This is a genomic window from Phenylobacterium kunshanense (assembly GCF_003254525.1).
GTDB lineage: Bacteria > Pseudomonadota > Alphaproteobacteria > Caulobacterales > Caulobacteraceae > Phenylobacterium > Phenylobacterium kunshanense.
The window spans coordinates 125,813-146,371 of record NZ_QFYS01000009.1 but is presented as its reverse complement, the minus strand read 5'-3'; the positions used below and the strand labels follow the sequence as shown (position 1 = coordinate 146,371).

At 70.6% G+C, this 20,559-nt stretch carries 16 protein-coding genes; 13 read left to right on the top strand and 3 right to left on the bottom strand.

Features of this window, described 5'->3' with window-relative positions; translation table 11 throughout:
• Positions 1-76 precede the first annotated feature (76 nt).
• On the bottom strand, positions 77-1,117 hold the full coding sequence (locus DJ019_RS17785; protein ID WP_111277540.1) for a DUF7064 domain-containing protein: 1,041 nt from the start codon (positions 1,115-1,117) through the stop codon (positions 77-79).
• A gap of 143 nt (positions 1,118-1,260) precedes the next feature.
• Here DJ019_RS17785 and DJ019_RS17780 point away from each other — a divergent pair, with 143 nt between their 5' ends.
• Entirely contained in the window at positions 1,261-2,061 is an 801-nt protein-coding gene (locus DJ019_RS17780) for an SDR family oxidoreductase (RefSeq protein ID WP_111277538.1), read from the top strand.
• A gap of 21 nt (positions 2,062-2,082) precedes the next feature.
• Here the strand turns inward: DJ019_RS17780 and DJ019_RS17775 are convergent, their stop codons facing one another.
• Together DJ019_RS17775 and DJ019_RS17770 are read right to left on the bottom strand one after the other, a co-directional pair.
• Positions 2,083-3,348, bottom strand: a complete 1,266-nt coding sequence (locus DJ019_RS17775; protein WP_111277536.1) for an acyl-CoA dehydrogenase family protein — start codon at positions 3,346-3,348, stop codon at positions 2,083-2,085.
• A gap of 19 nt (positions 3,349-3,367) precedes the next feature.
• A complete protein-coding gene (locus DJ019_RS17770; protein WP_111277534.1) occupies positions 3,368-4,504 on the bottom strand; it encodes an acyl-CoA dehydrogenase family protein in 1,137 nt (378 codons plus the stop codon).
• Between the two features lie 185 nt (positions 4,505-4,689).
• Between DJ019_RS17770 and DJ019_RS17765 the strand changes: the two genes are divergently transcribed.
• The 12 genes from DJ019_RS17765 to cobA all read left to right on the top strand — a co-directional run bounded on the left by DJ019_RS17765 (position 4,690) and on the right by cobA (position 20,522).
• A complete protein-coding gene (locus DJ019_RS17765; RefSeq protein WP_111277532.1) occupies positions 4,690-6,306 on the top strand; it encodes an MBL fold metallo-hydrolase RNA specificity domain-containing protein in 1,617 nt (538 codons plus the stop codon).
• Positions 6,307-6,440: 134 nt separating this feature from the next.
• Complete coding sequence (locus DJ019_RS17760) at positions 6,441-7,016, top strand: ANTAR domain-containing response regulator (RefSeq protein WP_111277530.1); 576 nt, start codon at positions 6,441-6,443, stop codon at positions 7,014-7,016.
• Positions 7,013-8,119 carry a CmpA/NrtA family ABC transporter substrate-binding protein gene (locus DJ019_RS17755; protein ID WP_240606531.1) on the top strand — a complete coding sequence of 369 codons (1,107 nt, stop codon included), beginning with the start codon at positions 7,013-7,015 and terminating at the stop codon, positions 8,117-8,119. Before DJ019_RS17760 ends, DJ019_RS17755 begins: the two co-directional genes overlap by 4 nt.
• Before the next feature lie 308 nt (positions 8,120-8,427).
• Positions 8,428-9,849: an alginate export family protein gene (locus DJ019_RS17750; RefSeq protein WP_111277609.1), complete on the top strand. Its 1,422-nt coding sequence runs from the start codon at positions 8,428-8,430 to the stop codon at positions 9,847-9,849.
• A 14-nt stretch (positions 9,850-9,863) separates the two neighbouring features.
• Positions 9,864-11,129: a CmpA/NrtA family ABC transporter substrate-binding protein gene (locus DJ019_RS17745; RefSeq protein WP_111277526.1), complete on the top strand. Its 1,266-nt coding sequence runs from the start codon at positions 9,864-9,866 to the stop codon at positions 11,127-11,129.
• Between the two features lie 11 nt (positions 11,130-11,140).
• Positions 11,141-12,046: a nitrate ABC transporter permease gene (gene ntrB / locus DJ019_RS17740; protein ID WP_111277524.1), complete on the top strand. Its 906-nt coding sequence runs from the start codon at positions 11,141-11,143 to the stop codon at positions 12,044-12,046.
• A gap of 10 nt (positions 12,047-12,056) precedes the next feature.
• Positions 12,057-12,857 (top strand): ABC transporter ATP-binding protein, encoded by an 801-nt coding sequence (locus tag DJ019_RS17735; RefSeq protein WP_111277522.1) that lies wholly within the window; start codon positions 12,057-12,059, stop codon positions 12,855-12,857.
• A 232-nt stretch (positions 12,858-13,089) separates the two neighbouring features.
• The gene (locus tag DJ019_RS17730) at positions 13,090-14,310 is read left to right on the top strand and encodes a nitrate/nitrite transporter (RefSeq protein ID WP_111277520.1); all 1,221 of its coding nucleotides are present in this window, start codon (positions 13,090-13,092) and stop codon (positions 14,308-14,310) included.
• Positions 14,311-14,319: 9 nt separating this feature from the next.
• Positions 14,320-16,776, top strand: coding sequence for a nitrite reductase large subunit NirB (gene nirB / locus DJ019_RS17725; RefSeq protein ID WP_111277518.1), 2,457 nt, complete (start codon positions 14,320-14,322; stop codon positions 16,774-16,776).
• A complete protein-coding gene (gene nirD / locus DJ019_RS17720; protein ID WP_111277516.1) occupies positions 16,773-17,111 on the top strand; it encodes a nitrite reductase small subunit NirD in 339 nt (112 codons plus the stop codon). The genes nirB and nirD overlap by 4 nt, the downstream gene beginning before the upstream one ends.
• The gene (locus DJ019_RS17715) at positions 17,108-19,756 is read left to right on the top strand and encodes a nitrate reductase (RefSeq protein ID WP_111277514.1); all 2,649 of its coding nucleotides are present in this window, start codon (positions 17,108-17,110) and stop codon (positions 19,754-19,756) included. The genes nirD and DJ019_RS17715 overlap by 4 nt, the downstream gene beginning before the upstream one ends.
• On the top strand, positions 19,746-20,522 hold the full coding sequence (cobA, locus tag DJ019_RS17710; RefSeq protein WP_111277512.1) for a uroporphyrinogen-III C-methyltransferase: 777 nt from the start codon (positions 19,746-19,748) through the stop codon (positions 20,520-20,522). The genes DJ019_RS17715 and cobA overlap by 11 nt, the downstream gene beginning before the upstream one ends.
• The last annotated feature ends 37 nt before the right edge of the window (positions 20,523-20,559 follow it).

Here is a 20,559-nt window from a genome sequence, read left to right as displayed (position 1 = left end):
TCGGCCCTGAATAGCCCGATCGCCGGGAATATCGAACAGTCGTTTGAATGAGCGGGGCGAGCCGCCCCGCCCCGCCTCAATATCCCAGCTTCCGCCCGTTCGGCGCGCCGTCCACGATCTGGTCCAGGTACTCGCTGAGCCCGTAGCCCACGAGGTCGCCGCAACGGTACTCGGTCATGCCCTCGGTGATCCGGGTGTGAAGCTCGGTTCCGTCCGGCGCGGTCCGGCGGTTGCGGAGCGGGATGAGCGACAGGACCTTGCCGGTGATCTGATATTCCTTTCCGGCTTCGGTCTTCACCCGGGCGCGCAGGGCGGTCTGGTAGTCGTTCTCGTCCCAGTCGCTCTCGATCACGCACTCCTCGATGAGGTCGTAGATCCCGTCGCGGAAGACCATGCCGCCCTGCCGGGCGCCGCCCTTCCCGTCGCCGATCACCGACAGCATCATCCCGAAGTCGCGGCCGAAGTTCATGGGGCACCAGCGGTACCAGTCGATCGCCTGCCAGTGGCGCGGCCCCCAGGACTTGTCACGCAGGCCGAAGCCCTCGAGTTCGAAACGCTCGTCCCCGACGGTGATGACGCCGCGGGCCGCGCAGTGCTGCTCGTAGTGCGCCTTGGCGAACGACTTCTCCGGGTCGATCTCCAGCGACGAGCCATCGGCCTTCACCGTCTCTCCGCCGTACATCGGCGAGACGCCCTCGTAGTCCAGCTCCACGGTGCACGGCACGCTGGGATTCTCGCGGTACGCGCGCTTGGGGTCGGCCATCTCGAAGGGCCGCTCCAGCAGCAGGGCCTTGCCCGCGAAGGTCACCTTCAGCCGCTTGAACGGTTCCACCACCTCGACCTTCAGGCCGCCGGCCGACATCTCGCGATTGCCCTCGATGGCCGGCCGCCCGAACGTGAACGCCACGCGCCCGTCGGGCAGGTAGATGCAGACGCTGATCTCGGCGTAGTTCTCGTTCGGCCGGTTGCCGATGCGGAACCATCCGCCCGTCTTCTTCGCCGGATCGAAGACGTTGAAGTACATGCTTTCGTTGTAGTTCTTCGCGTCCCCCGGCTCGTGCGGATACTCGTCCACGGGATCCAGGCGGGTCTTGTAGCCTTCGGGCGTCTTGGCCATGCGGTTCCTCCCCGTTCGGGTTGTTGCGGCCAGCCTGCGCCCGTGACGCGGCGGCACGGCAAGCCCGAAGGTCCGCCCGCCAGGGTTTGACTCCCGCACCGGCGCCCTCCCCAACTGTCTGGCATCAGAGAAGGGGTACGGATTTGAGCGCTTTCAAAGACAACCTGCTCGCAGGCAAGACGGCCTTCATCGCCGGAGGCACCAGCGGCATCAACCTCGGCATCGCCAAGCGCTACGCCGAGCTGGGCGCCAAGGTCGCGGTCGCCGGTCGCAATCCCGAGAAGGCCGCCAACGCGGCGGCCGAGATCGGCCACGGCGCGATCGGCCTGTCCTGCGACGTCCGCGACTTCGCCGCCACCCGCGCGGCCCTGGAGGCGGCCGTGGCACAGTTCGGCAAGCTCGACATCGTCATCTCGGGCGCGGCCGGCAACTTCGTCGCGCCAGCCCTCGGCATGTCGGCCAACGGCTTCAAGACCGTGGTGGACATCGACCTCAACGGGACGTTCAACGTCTTCCGCGCCTGCTACGACCTCCTGAACCTGCCCGGCGCCTCGCTGATCGCGATCACGGCGGGCCAGGCGGTTAACCCGGCCATGCTGCAGGCCCACGTCTGTGCCGCCAAGGCGGGCATCAACCAGCTGATCCGCGTGCTGGCGATGGAGTGGGGTCCGTCGGGCGTGCGGGTGAACGGCATCTCGCCCGGTCCGATCGCCGGTACGGAGGGCATGGCCCGCCTCTCGCCCACACCGGAATCCGACCGCGCCATCACCGAGCGGATCGCCCTGCGCCGCTTCGGCGAGGTCGGCGAAGTGGCCGAGAGCGCCGTCTTCCTGGTCAGCGACTCGGCCCGCTACGTCACCGGCACGATCCTCGACTGCGACGGCGGCTCCCAGCTCGGCGACGCCCGCGATCGCACGGGCGCCCAGGGCATGGGCGTCGGCTGACGCCCCGCCCGGGCGGCGGCGCTACTTCGTCGCCGCCCGGCCGCTGGTCGGGATGTCCTTGAACGGCACGGTCTTGTCGACGCGGATGTCGCCCGGCAGGCCCAGCACGCGCTCGGCGATGATGTTGCGCAGGATCTCGTCCGAGCCGCCCTCGATCCGGGTGGCGGGCGAGCGCATCAGCATGGCCTGGAAGCGGCCGTTCTGCGGGCTCTCCTCCGGATCCCAGACCACGCCGGACTCGCCCTGAAGATCGAGGGCGAAGGCGGCCAGGTCCTGCATCGTGGCGCCGGCCACCAGCTTGCCGATCGAGTTCTCCGGCCCGGGCGTCTCGCCCTTGGACAGCGCCGTGATCGCCCGCATGCCGGTGTACTTCAGGCCGCTCTGGCGCACCGCGAACTGGGCCAGGCGCGAGCGCACGGCCGCGTCGTCCACCGCCGGAGCCCCGTCGATCTCGGCCTCCATGCAGAAGCGGAACAGCTCGGGGAACCCGGTCGACATGCCCGAGCCGATCGACAACCGCTCGTTCATCAGGGTGGTCAGCGAGACCTCCCAGCCCTGCCCCACCGCGCCGAGGCGCTGGTCGTCGGGGATCCGCACGTCGGTGAAATAGACCTCGTTGAAGCCCGAGGCGCCGTTGGCCTGCTTGATCGGCCGCACCTCCACGCCGGGCGAGTCCATCCGCAGGAAGAACATCGTCAGGCCCTTGTGCTTGGGCACGTCCGGGTCGGTGCGGGTGATCAACAGGCCCCAATCCGAGTGCTGGGCCCCGCTCGTCCATATTTTCTGGCCCGAGACGATCCAGTCGCCCGAGCCGTCATCGGCCCGCACGGCGCGCGTCCGAAGTCCGGCCAGATCCGAGCCGCCGGCGGGCTCGGAGAAGAGCTGGCACCAGATCTCCTCGCCCGAGGCCAGCGGCGGCAGCAGGCGGCGCTTATGCTCCTCACTGGCCCAGGCCATGACGGTCGGGCCGCACATGCCGTGGCCGATGATGAAGGGCCCCGAGAGCGCGCCATAGGCTCCCTCTTCCTGGCCCCAGATCACCCGCTCGATCGGCGAGCGGGCGGCGCCGCCGTATTCCTTCGGCCAGTGCAGGCAGGCCCAGCCGGCCTCGGCCTTCTTCTTCTGCCAGGCCTTGGCGGCGGCCAGCGGATCCTCGCTCTCCACCGCGCTGGAGCCGAAGCTGGCGCGCTTCAGCTCGTCCTCGAGATGCTTGGGAGCGTTGGCGGCGATCCACGCGCGGGCCTCGGCGCGGAAGGCGGCTTCCTGGGGTGTGTCGTCGAAATCCATGATGTTCCGCTCCCGATCCTTAAGCCGCTGCTTCCACGTTGCCGGCGCGCATGCGCTCGATGAGCTGGCTCTCCCAGGTGGAGAGCGACCCCAGCGCCAGGGCCAGGGCGTTTGAGCGGCGGTAGTAGAGGTGACAGTCGAAGGCCCAGGTGAAGCCCATGCCCCCGTGCACCTGGATGTTGTTCTTGGCGCACTGCTGGAAGGCGGTCGTCGCCGAGACCCGCGCCGTCGCCGCCGCCACCGGCAGCTCAGCCGCGCCAGTCGCCAGCGCCCAGGCGCCGTAGAAGCAGTTGGACCGGGCGAGCGTCGCGGCCACGTACATGTCGGCCAGCATGTGCTTGATGGCCTGGAACGAGCCGATCGGCCGCCCGAACGCCATCCGCTCCAGGGCGTAGTCGCGGGCCATCTCCAGCGCGTGGTCGGCGCCGCCCACCTGTTCGAAGGCCATCAGGATCGCGGCGCGGTCCAGGACCTGTGAGGCGATGTGCCAGCCGTCGCCGGTTCCGCCCAACGCCTCGGCCGGCGCGCCGTCGAAGGAGATCGCCGCATAGCTGCGGGTCGGGTCGATGGTCTCCAGCGGCTTGCGGGAGACGCCAGGTCCGTTGAGGTCGACCAGGAAAAGCGAGACCGCCTCGGGTCCGGAGCCGGCGCCGGTGCGCGCGGCGACAACGGCCAGGTCGGCGGCGATCCCATCGGCGACCAGGGTCTTGGTCCCGGTCAGGCGGCCGTCGCGCGCGGTCACCTGAACCTTGGCCGGCGTCATCCGCCCCTGGCCTTCCACCAGGCCGAAGGTCCCCACGGCCTCGCCGCTGGCGAGCTTCGGCAGCCAGGCCTTCTTCTGCGCTTCCGAACCCGCCTGCAGCAGGAATTCCGCGGCGAGATAGATGGACGAGGCCACCGGCACGGGCGCGATCACCCGGCCCAGCTCCTCGGCGAACAGGCACAGCTCCAGGTGCGAGAGGCCGACGCCGCCGTACGCCTCGGGGATCGCCGCGCCCAGCACGCCCATTTCGGCAAGGCCCGCATACAAGGCCCGATCGAAGGGCTCCGGGCCTTCCAGGATCGCCCTCACCGTGGCGGGGGTGCAGCGCTCGCCGAGGAAGCGGCGGACCTGAGCCTGGAGCTGCTTCTGGTCGTCGGAAAAGTCGAGGTTCACGAAGGCCTCCCAATCACGCGCCCGTCTGACGGGACTTTTCTCCTGGATTCCCTGGCTTACGCGGCGAGAGTCGAGGCCCATCTGGCGCGAGATCAATTCCCCGCGTCGGCGGAGGCGCTACCCACCAGCGTTGGACGTGCTACGTCCGGTCGCCGGCAAGCTTGGCGGCAAGTGCGGGAGTCGACATGGGCCTGAACCTCACCTTCCACGGCGCGGCCGAGTGCGTCACCGGCTTCTGCGCGCGGCTCTCCGGTGACGGGTTCAACATCCTCATCGACTGCGGGATGTTCCAGGGGCCCAAGACCCTCAAGGCCCTCAACTACGAGCCGTTCCCGTTCGACGTCGGCGCCATCGACGCGGTCCTCCTGACCCACGCCCACATCGACCATTCCGGCATGCTGCCGAAGCTGATGAAGGCCGGCTACCAGGGACCCATCTACGCCACGGCCCCGACGCGAGACCTCTGCGCGGTGATGCTGGCCGACGCCGGCGGCATCCAGGAGAGCGAGGTCCACTTCCTCAACCGCCGCAACCAGCACCGGGGCCGCCCGCTGGTGGAGCCGATCTACACCGAGCGCGACGCCCGCCGGACCATGGACCTGTTCGAAAAGGTCAAGCTGGAGGAGATCGTCGACGTCGCGCCGGGCGTGCGGGCGCGCTTCTGGAACGCCGGCCACATGCTAGGCGCCACCTCCGTCGAGGTGATCGTGGGCGAAGGCGACGATCCGGTGAGGATCCTGTTCTCCGGCGACCTCGGGGCCGGAGGCCAGGACTACCTGCCCGATCCCATCGGCCCGTCCGGCATCGACCACCTCGTCCTGGAGTCCACCTACGGCGACCGCGAGCGCCAGCGGGTCGACACCGCCGAGCGCCGCCGCCAGCTGGCCGAGGAACTGCGCCAGGCCCACGCCGCGGGCGGGCCGCTGCTGATGCCCACGTTCGCCGTCGGACGCGCCCAGGAACTGCTGCTGGACCTGCTGGCCGTCATGGAGTCCGGCGACGCGCCGCAGGCCGAGATCTTCCTCGACTCGCCCCTCGCCATCGAGGCCACCGACGTCTTCCTCGATCGCGGCTGGAACCGCGACACCGAGACCAATCCGTTCACGACGCTGCGCCACGCGCCGCACCTGCACTACCTGATGAAGCCCGGCGACAGCGACCGCCTGGAGAAACTGCGCGACTGGCACATCATCCTGGCCGGCAGCGGCATGTGCGACGCCGGCCGCATCCGGGGCCACCTGAAGCGCCTGCTGTGGCGGCGCGAGGTGACGGTGCTGATCACTGGCTACCAGGCCGTGGGCACGCTGGGCCGGCTGCTCGTCGAGGGCAAGAAGCTGGTCCGCATCCAGGGCGAAGACTATCGGGTGAAGGCGCGCATCCGCACCATGGACGTCTATTCCGCCCATGCCGACGCCAGGGGGCTGGTCCAGTGGGCGCAGGATCGCCAGCCGATCCGTGGCCAGATCTTCCTCGCCCACGGCGAGCCCGACGCGCTCAAGGATCTGTCCGAACGTCTTGAGAAGGCGGGGTTCTATCCGGCGAAGATCTCCACCCCGGTGCTCGACCAGTGCTTCGACCTCAGCCGCGAAGCCGCCCAGCCGGTCGTCGAGGGACAGCCGCGCCTGGCGCCGCACCGCGCCGCCACGCTGGACTGGCACAACGCCCGCGCCGACATCCTGGCTCGCCTGGGCGACCGGCTGGAGGCGGCGCCCGACGACGACTCCCGGCTTCGCATGCTGCTGGCCCTGGAGCGCGTCCTGAAGACCGCCGAGTGGCCGGACGAGCCGGCCGCTGCGGGCTGAGACGCCCCGCCGACAGGCAATTCGCTCATCTGGCAGGCGCCGGCTGCGCAAAATGACGGCGTTTTCGGCCTCAATGCCCCCGACCGGCGCCGCACTCCATCCCCCGGAGGGCTGCGGCGAGCCTAGTCAGCCGCATGCGCGTCCTTGTGGTCGATCCGGATCCGGCCCGCGCCGCCCTGGTGGCGGAAGGCCTTGCCGGCGTGGAGCCGCTGGACGTGCGCCATTGCGCCGTCTTCGACCATCGCGAGGCGGCGGCGTTCGAGCCGGACGTCGTCGTGGTCGCCTCGGACAGCCCCGACCGTGACACCATCGAGAGCCTGCGCGAGGCCACGGCCACCAATCCGCGGCCGGTCGTCATGTTCGTCGACCGGTCCGAGGCCGGCCTGGCGGAGGAGGCCGTGCGGGCGGGCGTCTCGGCCTATGTGGTCGACGGCCTGTCGGCCGCGCGGGTCCGCTCGGTGCTGGAGGTGGCCATGAGCCGCTTCGCCCTGATGAACCAGCTTCGCCAGGACCTGGAGAAGGCCAAGGCCGACCTGGCCTCGCGCAAGACCGTGGAGCGGGCCAAGGCGCTGCTCATGAAGGAGCGCGGGCTGGAGGAAGAAGCCGCCTATCGGCTGCTGCGCAAGCTGTCGATGGACACCGGCCGCCCGCTCGGGGCGGTGGCGGCCGATCTGCTGGCGTTCGCCGGCGTCCTGAAGGGAGACGCATGATGGGCGAACGCATCCGCCTCGGCTTCATCGCGCTGAACGACGCCGCCTCGTTGATCGTCGCGGAGGCCAGGGGCTTCTTCGCGGACGAGGGCCTCGACGTCGAACTCTCGCGCGAAGTCTCCTGGGCCACCATGCGCGACAAGATGGCGGTGGGCGCCCTGCAGGGGACGCACATGCTGTCGCCGACGGCGCTGGCGATCTCGCTGGGTGTGGCGGGCAGTGATCCGACCCCGCTGATCGCCCCCTTCGCCCTGGCGCTCAACGGTCCCGCGGTGACGCTCTCATCCCGACTGGCGGGCGCCGTCGGCCAGGACGGCCGCGCCGACGGCCTCGCGCGGCTGGTCGCCCGCCGGCGGGAAGAAGGCGCCTCGCCGATCACCCTGGCCGTGGTCTTTCCCTATTCCACGCACAACTATCTGCTGCGCGACTGGCTGGCCGCCGCCGGCATCGACCCGGACCGCGACATCCGCCTCGTGGTCGCCCCACCCTCGCGGATGACCGGTCTGCTGGTCGACGGGGTGGTCGAGGGATTCTGCGTCACCGAACCCTGGGACACGGCCGCCGTGGCGGCGGGCGCCGGGATGATCGCCGTGCGGGGCTCCCAGATCTGGCCGCGGACGCCGGACAAGGTCTTCGCCGTTACCGAAGCCTGGGCCGAAGCGAATCCCGAAGCGCTCCAGGCGCTTCTGCGCGCGCTGGCCCGGGCCGCCGCCTGGGTCGATACGCCGACGAACCGAGCCGAGCTGGCCGTGATCCTGGCCCAGCCGGGCTATGTGGCCGCGGACGCCGCGGTGATCGAGCGCTCGCTCTCGGACATGATCTTCTACGCCGACGGCGCCACCTGTCCCGCGCCGGCGCACGCCGGGTGGCTGCTCACCCAGATGATGCGGTGGGGACACCTGCCCGCCGACCTCGACATCCCGGCCGTAGCCCGGCGGATCTACCGCCCCGACCTGCATGCCCAGGCGATGGAGGCCCTCGGGCTACCCGTCGCGCAGCCAGTGGCGCTCCTGGAGGGCTTCGGAGCGACCGGCCGCTACCGGCTGGAGGACTCGGCGCAGGAGGCCGCCGCCGCGCCCCTGAGCCGCCTCGCCAGGGACTGAGCGCCCGTTTCCTGTGCGTTGCAGCATAAGCAGGCGCCCAGGCGCTGGGCGCCGCCCCGAAAGAACGCAGGAATCCGACCCCTGCTCGCCGAAGCCGTGTTGCGGCGCCGCGAAGCCCATGTCGATCTGATGACGACAGCGCGGGGCAACGACGTTCCGCGCCGGCCGCTGACAGGCCGACGGCAGGGCTGACGCCCGGCCGAATTGCAACGGACACCGGCGTCCGCTTGGGGAGCTCCCACTCCCTGGGCGGGCGCTTTTTTTTGGCCTTCGGGGGATAGCCAATGACACGACTGAAGAGGGGCCTGATGGCTGGCGGAGCACTGCTCGCGCTGGCCATCGGCAGGGCCGCTGCGGCCCAGGAACCGCCGCCGGCGACGGAGGCGCAAGCGACCGCGCCGCCTGATACCGATGGACTGAGCGACGCGCCGGCAGAAGGCGCCGCCGTCCAGGAAACGCCGCCCCCTACTGAAGCGCCGCTTCCGGAGCCAGCCAGGCCGTCCGGCTTCGGCTCGCCCGGCGACGCCATCCTTGCCGGTAAGCTGCTGTTCGAGGTTCGCGGCCGCTATGAGACCGTCGACCAGAAGCGCACGGCGATACTCACCGAGAACGGCGAGGCCGCCACGGTGCGAACCCGGCTCGGCTGGGAGACCGGCGACTGGCACGGCCTGAAAGGCCTGATCGAGTTCGAGGACGTCCGCCAGGTCGGCCCCGAGCACTTCCAGGTGCAGGTCCCCGGCGCGGCCGGCGCGCCGATCAACGGCGCCGCCAAGGCCCGCTACCCGATCATCAACGATCCCGACGGGACCGAGCTCAACCGCCTGCAGCTCACCTGGACGCCCAACGCCGCCGTCCAGGCGACCATCGGACGCCAGCGCATCCTGATCGACGACCAGCGCTTCGTCGGCAACGTCGGCTGGCGCCAGGACGAGCAGACCTTCGACGCCCTGCGGCTCGACGGCGCGTGGGGCCGGTTCAAGGCCACCTATGCCTATGTCACCCACGTCAATCGGATCCTCGCCGAGCTGCGCGACTGGGACTCGGACAGCCACCTGCTGAACATCACCTGGTCGCCGGCGGAGCAGCTCCGCCTGCAGGGCTTCGCCTATGTGCTCGACTTCGGGAACGCGGCCGCCAACAGCTCGGCGACCAAGGGGATCAAGGCGTCGGGCAAGGCCTGGCTCGGGCTCTATCAGCTCGCCTACAGCGCCACCTACGGCAACCAGCGCGACTATCGCGGAAACACGCCGGACTACAGCCTCGACTACTGGTCCGCCGACCTCGCCGCCACGTTCGACATCTGGACCGCCCGGCTCGGCTACGAGGCGCTGGAGGGTAACGGCGCGCGCGGCTTCACCACGCCCCTCGCCACCACCCACGCCTTCCAGGGCTGGTCCGACGCCTTCGTCCAGCCGCTGGGCGGCAACAAGGGCTTCGTCGACGGGATCGAGGACCTGAACGTGACGCTGAACGTCAAGCCGCGCTGGAAGTGGCCCTACCTGTTCAACCTCGACGTCCTGGTCCGCTACCACGACTTCTCGGCCGAACGGACCGGCGCGCACCTCGGCCACGAGTGGGATGCCCAGGTGGTCGGGACCATCAATCCGCGCCTCTCGGCGGCGCTCAAGTACGCCGACTTCGAACGCGACGACAGCCCGGTCCGCGCCGGCCGCGCGGCCCCGCCCCCCTCCCGGACGAAGGTCTGGTTCACCCTCGAATACAAGCTCTGACGGAAGGCTCCGCCATGACCAGCACGCTCAATCGCCGCCAGGCGCTCACCGCCGCCGCCGCGACCATCGCCGCGGCCAAGGCCGCCCTGCCCTCCGGCGCCTTCGCCGCCGGGCCGGGGCCCGAGACCGCCAAGGCCCGACTCGGCTTCATCGCGCTCACGGACGCCTCGCCCCTGATCATCGCCAAGGAACGCGGCCTGTTCGCCAAGTACGGCATGCCCGACGTGGAGGTGCTGAAGCAGGCGTCCTGGGGCGGCACACGCGACAACCTGGCCCTGGGTTCGGCCGGCGGGGGCATCGACGGCGCGCACATTCTGTCTCCGATGCCGTACCAGTTCACGGCGGGCGTCAACGTCAGCAAGCCGGTGCCGATGAGCATCCTGGCGCGGCTGAATGTGAACGGCCAGGCGATCAGCGTGGGCAACGATCTGAAGGCCGTGAAGGTCGGCCTGAACAGCGCCGGAGCCAAGGCGCGGTTCGCCCAGCTCAAGGCCGCAGGCAATGTCGCCAAGGTGGCGATGACGTTCCGGGGCGGCACGCACGATCTCTGGCTGCGCTATTGGTTGGCCGCGGGCGGCATCAACCCTGATGTCGACGTCTCCACCATCGTGATCCCGCCGCCCCAGATGGTGGCCAATATGAAGGCGGGCACACAGGATGCCTTCTGTGTCGGCGAGCCCTGGAACGGCCAGCTCGTGAACCAGAAGGTCGGCTACACCGCCTGCCTCACGTCCGAACTCTGGATGAACCATCCCGAGAAGTGCCTGGGCGTCCGCGCCGACTGGGTGGCCCGCCATCCGCGCGCCGCCCAGGCCCTGACCATGGCCGTGATGGAGGCCCAGATGTGGTGCGATAAGCAGGCCAACCGGCCGGCCATGTGCTCCACCGTCTCGGGCCGCCAGTACATCAACGTGCCGATCGGCGACATCCTGCCCCGCCTGCAGGGGACCATCGACTACGGCGACGGCCGGGCGGTGAAGGGCTCGCCCCACATCATGAAGTTCTGGGCCGACAACGCCTCGTTCCCCTTCAAGTCGCACGACCTCTGGTTCGTCACCGAGAACGTGCGCTGGGGGGTCCTGCCCCAGGCCACCAACAAGATGGCCCTGGTGAACAAGGTGAACCGCGCGGACATCTGGCGCGCCGCCGCCAAGGCCTTGGGCGTCGCCGCGCCGGCCTCCGACAGCCGGGGGGCGGAACGGTTCTTCGACGGCAAGGTGTTCGATCCGGCCAACCCGGGCGCCTACCTCGCCAGCCAGCCCATCAAGAAGCTCGCCTGAGGAGGCCGCACATGAGCCTGCCCGCCCTGGACACCTCCATGACCTCCGAGCCGGCGCACCGGCGGGAGCCGCTCCCCGCCGATGTCGTCGCCCTGCCCCGGACGTCCGCCCTCCCGCCCGGCCGCCTCGTGGCCGGGGCGCGGGACTTCGCCGGCGTCGTCCTGCCGCCCCTGGCGACCCTCGCCGTCGTGCTGGCCGTCTGGCAGGGCCTCACCGCCGACAGCGCGGCGGGCCTGCCTTCGCCGGCCGCGATCTGGCGCGACAGCCGGGAGCTCATCGTCGATCCGTTCTTCGACCGCGGCGGCGTCGACAAGGGCCTGTTCTGGCATGCCCTCATCAGTCTTCAGCGCGTGGCCATCGGTTTCGGCCTCGCGGCTGTGGTGGGCGTGGCGCTGGGTGTCCTGGTTGGATCCAGTCGCCTCGCTCACCGCGGGCTCGACCCGATCTTCCAGGTGCTCCGGACCGTGCCGCCGCTGGCGTGGCTGCCGATCTCGCTGGCCGCGCTGCACGAGGCCAACCCCTCGGCGCTCTTCGTGATCTTCATCACCGCCATCTGGCCGATCGTGATCAACACCGCCGTCGGCGTCCGCAACATCCCGCAGGACTACGTGAACGTGGGGCGGGTCCTGCGCCTGTCGCCGCCGGAATACTTCGTGACCATCCTGCTGCCGGCCGCAACGCCCTACATCTTCACGGGCCTGCGCATCGGCATCGGCATGAGCTGGCTGGCCATCGTCGCCTCAGAGATGCTGCTGGGCGGCGTGGGCGTCGGCTTCTTCATCTGGGACCAGTACAACGCGTCCCGCATCTCCGACATCGTGGTGGCCCTGGTCTGGGTCGGGCTGGTGGGCTTCGCCCTCGACCGGCTCGTCGCGCTCCTCGGCCGCATCGTCTCCCGCGGCGCGGCCGCGAGCTGAGGACCGGAACATGAGCAGAGCCTATCTCTCCATCGAGAACCTCGGCGTCGCCTTCGGGAGCGCCGGCAAATCCTCGGAAGTCCTGCGCGGCGTGGACCTGACCGTCGACCGTCGCGAGTTCATCTCGATCATCGGGCACTCGGGCTGCGGCAAGTCCACCCTGCTGAACGTGGTGGCCGGCCTGATCCCGGTCAGCATGGGGGCCGTGATCCTTGACGGCCAGGCGGTCGACGGGCCGGGACCCGACCGGGCAGTGGTGTTCCAGAACCACTCCCTGCTTCCCTGGCTGACGGTCTACGAGAACGTGCGCCTGGCCGTGGACAAGGTGTTCCGAGGCAGGAAGACCCGCGCCGAACGTCACGCCTGGACGCTGGAGAACCTGGCGCTCGTCCAGATGACCCACGCCAAGGACAAGAAGCCCCACGAGATCTCGGGTGGCATGAAGCAGCGGGTCGGCATCGCCCGGGCGCTGGCCATGGAGCCCAAGGTGCTATTGCTCGACGAGCCGTTCGGCGCCCTCGACGCCCTGACCCGCGCCAATCTCCAGGACAGCGTCATGGAGATCCACGCCAAGCTCGGCAACACGGTGATCATGATCACGCACGATGTCGACGAGGCGGTGCTGCTCTCGGATCGGATCGTGATGATGACCAACGGGCCCGCGGCCACCATCGGCGACATCGTCACCGTGGATCTGCCCCGTCCTCGCCGCCGGATCGAGGTGGATGGCCAGCCCGCCTATGTCGCCGCGCGCCACGCGGTCATCGAATTTCTCTACGCCCGACACGGCGCCATTCGCGCCGCGGCATAGCCTCTTTTCCGGGCGCCTCGCCGCCGCGGGGCGCCCAATTTTTGCGCTGCAGCATTGCCGCCGCCGGCCGGGCTTCGCGATCGGGTGACGGCCGCCGCAACCGTAGGCACATCTGAGATCAGGCCCAGGACAACGGCGTTCGCGGCCCCCGGACCGGCTCGAGGACGAGCCATCTCCGACCCATCGGCGACGCCGCCAGTTCCCCACAACCTCGCGTGCAGGGCCCATTCCAATGGTCAGCAAGAGCTTCTTCAAGGCCGGGCATACGCCGACGCTCGCCTCCGCCTTCCTCTACTTCGACCTCTCGTTCATGGTCTGGGTGATCCTCGGGCCGCTCGGCGTCGCCATCGCCAAGGATTTTGGCCTGACCCCGGCTCAGAAGGGCTTCATGGTCGCCGTTCCAGTGCTATCGGGGGCCCTCCTGCGCCTGGGCGCGGGCCTGCTCGTCGACCACATCGGTCCCAAGAAAACCGGGATCATCGGCCAGCTCATCGTGCTGGGGGGCCTGCTCGTCGCCTGGTTCCTAGGTGTGCACAGCTATCACCAGGTCCTGGCGCTGGGCGTGGTGCTGGGCGTCGCCGGGGCCTCGTTCGCCGTGGCCCTCCCGCTGGCCTCCCGCTGGTATCCGCCCGAGCACCAGGGCCTGGCGCTCGGCATCGCCGGCGCTGGCAACTCGGGCACGGCCCTCGCCGCCCTGTTCGCTCCGGGCCTTGCCCAGGCCTTCGGCTGGCAGAACGTGATCGGCCTTGCCGCCCTGCCGCTGGCCGTCGCCTTCGTGATCTATGTCATCTTCGCCAAGGACGCACCCGGCCGCCCGGCGCCCAAGACCCTGCCGGAATACATGGCCGTCCTGAAGACCCGCGACGCCTGGTGGCTGATGGGCCTCTACAGCGTCACCTTCGGCGGCTTCGTGGGCCTGTCGTCCTCGCTCACCATCTACTTCAACGCCGAGTACGGCCTTCCCGCCGTGACCGCCGGCTTCTTCACCGCCGCCTGCGTCTTCGCGGGATCCTTCCTGCGGCCTGTGGGCGGCGCGCTCGCCGACCGCTTCGGCGGCGTCCGGACCCTGTCGGTGGTCTATGTCCTGGCGGCCCTCGGCCTGGCCCTCGCCAGCTTCCAGCAGCCCAGCCCCTGGCTCGCCCTGGCGCTGATCATGTTCGCGATGATGTCGCTCGGCGCCGGCAACGGGGCGGTGTTCCAGCTCGCCCCGCAACGGTTCGCCAAGGAGATCGGCGTGCTGACCGGCCTGGTCGGCATGACCGGCGGGATCGGCGGCTTCTACCTGGCCTCGAGCCTGGGGTGGGCCAAACAGGCGACCGGTTCGTACCAGATCGGGCTCCTGGCCTTCGCCGGCCTCGCGCTCCTCGCCCTCGCCGGCCTCACGGGCGTCAAGGCCCGCTGGCGGCGGACCTGGCCGGAACTCGCCGGTCAGACCAGCGGCCTGCGGCTCTAGGAGGTGGCGATGCGTAAGGAAAAGCTCGTCGTCATCGGCAACGGCATGGCCGGCTGCCGAGCGGTGCAGGAAGTGCTGAAGCGCGACCCAAGCCGCTACGAGATCACCATCTTCGGCGCCGAGCCGCGGGTGAACTACGATCGGATCATGCTCTCCCCGGTGCTGGCCGGAGAGAAGACCTTCGCCGACATCGTCATCAACGACGAGGCCTGGTACCGCGACAACGGTATCATCCTGCACGCCGGACTCGCCGTAGACGCGATAGACCTCAAGCAGCAGTTGATACGTGTGGCCGACGGCCGGACGTGGCCCTACGACCGCCTGGTCCTGGCCACCGGCTCAGACCCCATTCGCCTGCCGCTTCCCGGATCGGACCTGGCAGGCGTCGTCACCTTCCGCGATCTCGATGACGTGGAGGCCATGGCCACCGCCTCGGCTAAACCCGACGCCAGGGCGGTGGTCATCGGCGGTGGACTGCTGGGCATCGAGGCCGCCTATGGCCTGGCGCGCCGGGGCATGGCCGCCACAGTCGTCCACCTGATGGAAGTCCTGATGGAGCGTCAGCTCGACGCCTCCGCGGGCTTCCTGCTGACCCAGGCCATGCTTGAACGTGGCGTGGATACCGTGCTCGAGGCCCAGTCCGAGGCGATCCTCGGCGAGGAGGGCAAGGTCACCGGCCTGAAGCTCAAGGATGGCCGGGTGCTGCCCTGCGACCTCCTGGTGATGTCGGTGGGCATCCGGCCCAACGCCGCCCTCGCCCGCGTGGCGGGGCTGGAGGTGGGCCGCGGCGTCATTGTCGACGACAGCCTGCGCACCTCGGATCCCAACGTCTTCGCAGTCGGCGAGTGCGTCGAGCACCGCGGCCAGTGCTACGGCCTGGTGGCGCCCATCTGGGATATGTGCCGCACGCTGGGCGAGACCCTGACCGACGGCCAGGCCGCCTACGAGGGCTCGGTGCTTTCAACGCGCCTGAAGGTCTCGGGAGTTGACGTCTTCTCGGCCGGCCGCTTCGCCGGCGGTGAGGGCTGCGAGGACATCGTGTTCCGCGACGCGGGCCGCGGCGTCTACAAGCGCATCGTGCTGGAGGACGGCAAGGTCGCCGGCGCCGTCCTGTTCGGCGATGCGGCCGACGGCGGCTGGTACTTCGACCTCATGCGCTCGGGCGCGGACGTCAGCGACATCCGCGAGACGCTGGTGTTCGGCCAGGCGGCCACGGAGGGGCTCGCCGGCCTGGACCCTAGCGCCGCCGTTGCCGCCATGGCCGATACGGCCGAGGTCTGCGGCTGCAACGGCGTCTGCAAGGGCGAGATCGTCCGCGCGATCGCAGACCAGGGCCTCTCCACACTGGAAGGCGTGCGCGCCCACACCAAGGCCTCGGCTTCGTGTGGGACCTGTACGCCGCTCGTCGAGAAGCTGCTGAAGCACAGCCTGGGCGACGCCTTCCAGGTCCAGTCCGGCCCCAAGCCCGTCTGCGGCTGCACGCCGAAGGGCCACCAGGAGGTCCGCGAGCGGATCGTCGGCGAAGACCTGAAATCCATGCCGGCGGTCATGCAGGCGCTGGAATGGTCCACGCCCGACGGCTGTCCCACCTGCCGCCCGGTGCTGAACTACTACCTGCTCTGCGCCTGGCCGGCCGAATACCGGGACGACAAGCAGTCGCGCTTCATCAACGAGCGGGTCCACGCCAACATCCAGAAGGACGGCACCTATTCGGTGGTCCCGCGCATGTGGGGCGGGATCACCAGCCCCGCCGAGTTGCGCGCGATCGCCGACGTCGCCGACAAGTTCGCCATCCCCACCGTCAAGGTCACGGGTGGGGCGCGGATCGACCTGCTGGGCGTCAGAAAGGACGATCTGCCGGCAGTCTGGGCCGACCTCAACGCTGCCGGCATGGTCTCGGGCCACGCCTACGGCAAGGCCCTGCGCACGGTGAAGACCTGCGTGGGTTCGGACTGGTGCCGCTTCGGGACCCAGGATTCCACGGGGCTCGGGGTGCGCCTGGAGAAGGTGATGTGGGGCTCCTGGACCCCGGCTAAGGTCAAGCTCGGCGTCTCGGGCTGCCCGCGCAACTGCGCCGAGGCCACCTGCAAGGACATCGGGGTCATCTGCGTCGACAGCGGTTTCGAGATCCACGTGGGCGGCGCGGCCGGCCTGGAGGTCAGGAAGACCGAGATTCTGACCAAGGTCGCCACCGAGGACGAAGTGGTCTGGGTCATCTGCGCCTTCGCCCAGCTCTATCGGGAAGAGGCCTGGTACCTGGAGCGGGTCTGGAAGTGGCTGGACCGCACCGGGCTGGAGGCCGCCCGCACGCGGATCGAGGACCCCGAGGCGCGCCGCGAGCTCTACGACCGCTTCCAGTTCTCGCAGCGCTTCTACCGGATCGACCCCTGGGCGCAGCGGGTCGCGGGCCGCGACGCCCATGAGTTCAACCCCCTCAGCCGCCGCCTGGAGATGGAGCCCGCATGAACGCGCACGTGAAGGATCCCACGCTCTGGACCGACGTGGGCGCGGTCACCGACATCCCCCTGCGCGGGGCCCGGAGGGTCCCGTCGCCCCGGGGCGACGTCGCCGTGTTCCGCACCGGCGACGGCCGCATCTTCGCCCTGCGCGACGCCTGTCCGCACAAGGGCGGCCCGCTCAGTCAGGGCATCGTCCACGGCCACGCCGTCACCTGCCCGCTCCACGCCATGGCCATCGACCTGGCCAGCGGCGAGTTCCTCGGCGCCGACCGCGGCAAGGGCTGCGCGCCCACCGTGCCACTGCGGGTCGAGGACGGCCGGATTCTGCTGGGGTCGGTGTGACGACCCGCACCGCCTGCCCCTACTGCGGCGTCGGCTGCGGGGTCGCCGGCGTCGCCGAGGGCCGCGCGCTCACGGTGGCGGGCGATCCGGCGCATCCCGCCAACCTCGGCCGCCTCTGCTCGAAGGGCTCGGCGCTGGGCTCGACGGTGGGCCTGGAGGGCCGGCTGCTGCACCCCGCCATCGCCGGGCGCCGCGCGAGCTGGACGGAGGCCACGCGCCTGGTGGCCCGCCGGTTCTCGGAGGCCGTCGCCCGTTACGGGCCGGACTCGGTCGCCTTCTACGTCTCGGGCCAGCTCCTCACCGAGGACTACTACGCCGCCAACAAGCTGATGAAGGGCTTCATCGGCTCGGGGAACATCGACACCAATTCGCGGCTATGCATGGCCTCGGCGGTGGTGGCCCACAAGCTGGCCTTCGGCGCCGACCTCGTCCCAGGCTGCTACGAGGACCTGGACCTGGCCGACCTCGTGATCTTCTCCGGTCACAACGCCGCCTGGACCCACCCGGTCCTGTTCCGCCGCATGGAAACGGCCCGCGCCCGCGGCCAGCGGCACGTGGTCATCGACCCACGCCGGACCGACACCGCCGAGGGCTGCGACCTGCACCTGCCCATCGCCCCGCAGACGGACGTGCGCCTGTGGAATGGCCTGCTCGCGGACATCATCCGGCGCGGCGCGGTCGATCGGGGCTACATCGCAGCCCACGTCTCCGGATTCGCCGACGTCGAGGCCGAGCTCGCCGGCTCCGACCAGTCGGTCCACGCGGTCGCCGCCGACTGTGGCGTGCCGGCCGCCGACCTGGAGACCTTCTACCGCCTGTTCGCCGAGACGCCGCGGACGGTCAGCCTGTTCTCCATGGGCGCCAACCAGTCGACGCAGGGGGTCGCCAAGGGCTCGGCGATCATCAACGTCCACCTCGCCACCGGCCGCATCGGCAAGCCCGGCGCCTGCCCCTTCTCGATCACAGGCCAGCCCAACGCCATGGGCGGACGCGAGACGGGCGGCATGGCCACCACCCTCGCCGGCCACATGGACTTCGATGACGTGGCCCGCGCCCGCGTCCAGCGCTTCTGGGGCGCCCCGACCCTGGCCGCCGCCCCCGGCCTCAAGGCCGTCGACCTCTTCGAGGCCGTGCGCGAGGGCCGGATCAAGGCGCTGTGGGTCATGGCCACCAACCCCGCCGTCAGCCTGCCCGACGCGGGCCGGGTGCGCGAGGCGCTGGAGCGCTGTCCGTTCGTGGTCGTCTCCGACTGCATGGCCGAGACCGACACCACCGCCTTCGCCCATGTGAAGCTGCCCGCCCTGGCCTGGGGCGAAAAGTCGGGCACGGTCACCAATTCCGAACGCCGGATCAGCCGCCAGCGGCCCCTGTTCCCGGCGCCGGGCGAGGCCCGCGCCGACTGGCGCATCGTCGCCGACGTCGCCACGGCCATGGGCTTCGAGGGCTTCGACTGGACCTCGCCGGCCCAGGTCTTCCGCGAGTGGGCCCGCCTGACCGCCTATGAGAATGACGGCCGGATGCTCAACCTCGGCCCGCTCGCCGGGATCACCCCCGACGCCTACGAAGCCCTGGAGCCCGTGCAGTGGCCGGTCACCGCAGAGGGGGGCACGCCGCGCCTGTTCACGGACGGCCGCTTCCAGACGCCCGACGGGCGCGCCCGCATGGTTCCCGTCGCGGCCCGCGGCCCGGCCGAGGCGCTCGACGCGGCCTATCCCCTGGCGCTGAACACCGGGCGCGTCCGCGACCATTGGCACACCCTCACCCGCACCGGCCTTGCGCCCGAGCTCTGCCGCCACGCGCCCGAGCCCTACGTCGAGCTGCATCCCGCCGACGCCGAGCCGCTGGGGATCGCCGACGGCCGCCTGACCCGCGTGCAGACCCGACGGGGCGAGGCGGTGGCCATCGCCCGTGTCACCGACCGCCAACGGCCGGGCGCGATCTTCCTGCCGCTGCACTGGACCGAGGCCTACGCGCCGAATGGGCGCGCCAACCCGCTGGTCGCGGCCCGGGTCGACTCCCGCTCGGGCCAGCCCGAGTTCAAGCACACCCCTGCCCGCGTCCGTCCCTATCGCGAGACTTGGACAGGGTTCTTCCTGTCGCGCGAGCCCGTGCGGGCGCCGGCGGGGCTCGACCTCGTCTGGCGGCGGATTCCCCAGGCGGCCTGCCAGCTCCACGAGTTCGCCGGCCGGGGCGACGAGGCCGAGCGGGCCGCGCTCCGCAAGGCTCTCGGACGATCCACGGCCGAGGACGTCCTGCTGTTCGAGGACGCCGCCACCGGCGCGCGCCGGGAGGCGGTTCTGGAAAATGGCCGGATCGAGCGGGTGCTGTTCTTCTCCACTTCCGGGCGCCTGCCGCCCCGCGACTGGCTGGCCGACCTGTTCGCCCTCGACGCCCTGTCGCCCGCTGACCGTGGCGCGCTGCTGATGGGAAGACCGGCAGGCCGCACCGCCGACCTCTCGCCTGTGGTCTGCGCCTGCCGCGGCGTGCGGGCCGGCAAGATCGCGGCCGCCATCTCGGGGGGCTGCTGTTCGGTCGACGCCGTGGGCGAGGCCACCGGGGCGGGCACGAGCTGCGGCTCCTGCCGGCCCGAGATCGCTCGCATGCTCGCCGCCGCCCCGAAGCCGGAGATCCAGGATGCCGCATGACCCTGTTGGAAGCGTCCGCCTGGTGGGCGCCGGCCCCGGCCCCGCCGACCTGCTCACCGTCCGCGCCCTCCGCACCATCGAGGGCGCCCAGGCGCTGCTCTACGACGCCCTGGTCTCGGACGAGGTGCTGGCCCTGGCGCCCGCCGCCTGCCTGAAGATCCGCACCGGCAAACGGGCCGGCAAGGCGAGCATGGCCCAGTCCACGATCAATCGCCTGATGCTGCGCCTGGCGCGGCGCGGGCTTCAGGTCGTGCGGTTGAAGGGCGGCGATCCCTCGGTTTTCGGTCGTGTCGGCGAGGAGATCGAGTTCCTGGCCGCCCACGGCGTCGAGACCGAGGTCGTGCCCGGCGTCACCGCCGCCAGCGCCGCCTCGGCCCAGTTCGGCTTCCCCCTCACCCATCGCGGTGAGGCCCGGCGACTGCTTGTCGCCACCGCGACCCTCACGGAAGGCCGGGCCGCCGCCGGCTGGACCGCCGGGGCAGACCGGGAAACCACCCTGGCGCTCTACATGGGGCGCGACCAGCTCGCCGCCGTGGCCGCCGAACTGATCTCCCAGGGCAGGTCGCCCGAGACGCCGGCCATCGCCATCGAGAACGCCGGCCACCCGCACGCCCGCGCCTTTACGGCCGTGCTGGGCGCCCTGCCCCAGATGCTGGCCGACGAGCGCCCGGAGGGTCCGGTCGTCGTGCTCATCGGCGATGTGGCGGCCCGGGCGCAGGGCGTGATGGCGCCGGTTCAGACCGCTGCCGCGCGCCGCGCCTCCTGATTATCCGTGCGCGGGGGGCGGAATCCGGCGATTCCCC

Excerpts from the sequence above, each read along its gene's own strand:
- DJ019_RS17760 (WP_111277530.1), top strand. The coding sequence starts at position 6,441 with ATGCGCGTCCTTGTGGTCGATCCGGATCCGGCCCGCGCCGCCCTGGTG.
- DJ019_RS17730 (WP_111277520.1), top strand. The coding sequence starts at position 13,090 with ATGGTCAGCAAGAGCTTCTTCAAGGCCGGGCATACGCCGACGCTCGCC.
- nirD (WP_111277516.1), top strand. The coding sequence starts at position 16,773 with ATGAACGCGCACGTGAAGGATCCCACGCTCTGGACCGACGTGGGCGCG.
- DJ019_RS17775 (WP_111277536.1), bottom strand. The coding sequence starts at position 3,348 with ATGGATTTCGACGACACACCCCAGGAAGCCGCCTTCCGCGCCGAGGCC.
- DJ019_RS17755 (WP_240606531.1), top strand. The coding sequence starts at position 7,013 with ATGATGGGCGAACGCATCCGCCTCGGCTTCATCGCGCTGAACGACGCC.
- DJ019_RS17745 (WP_111277526.1), top strand. The coding sequence starts at position 9,864 with ATGACCAGCACGCTCAATCGCCGCCAGGCGCTCACCGCCGCCGCCGCG.
- cobA (WP_111277512.1), top strand. The coding sequence starts at position 19,746 with ATGCCGCATGACCCTGTTGGAAGCGTCCGCCTGGTGGGCGCCGGCCCC.
- DJ019_RS17735 (WP_111277522.1), top strand. The coding sequence starts at position 12,057 with ATGAGCAGAGCCTATCTCTCCATCGAGAACCTCGGCGTCGCCTTCGGG.
- DJ019_RS17750 (WP_111277609.1), top strand. The coding sequence starts at position 8,428 with ATGGCTGGCGGAGCACTGCTCGCGCTGGCCATCGGCAGGGCCGCTGCG.
- nirB (WP_111277518.1), top strand. The coding sequence starts at position 14,320 with ATGCGTAAGGAAAAGCTCGTCGTCATCGGCAACGGCATGGCCGGCTGC.
- DJ019_RS17785 (WP_111277540.1), bottom strand. The coding sequence starts at position 1,117 with ATGGCCAAGACGCCCGAAGGCTACAAGACCCGCCTGGATCCCGTGGAC.
- DJ019_RS17765 (WP_111277532.1), top strand. The coding sequence starts at position 4,690 with ATGGGCCTGAACCTCACCTTCCACGGCGCGGCCGAGTGCGTCACCGGC.
- ntrB (WP_111277524.1), top strand. The coding sequence starts at position 11,141 with ATGAGCCTGCCCGCCCTGGACACCTCCATGACCTCCGAGCCGGCGCAC.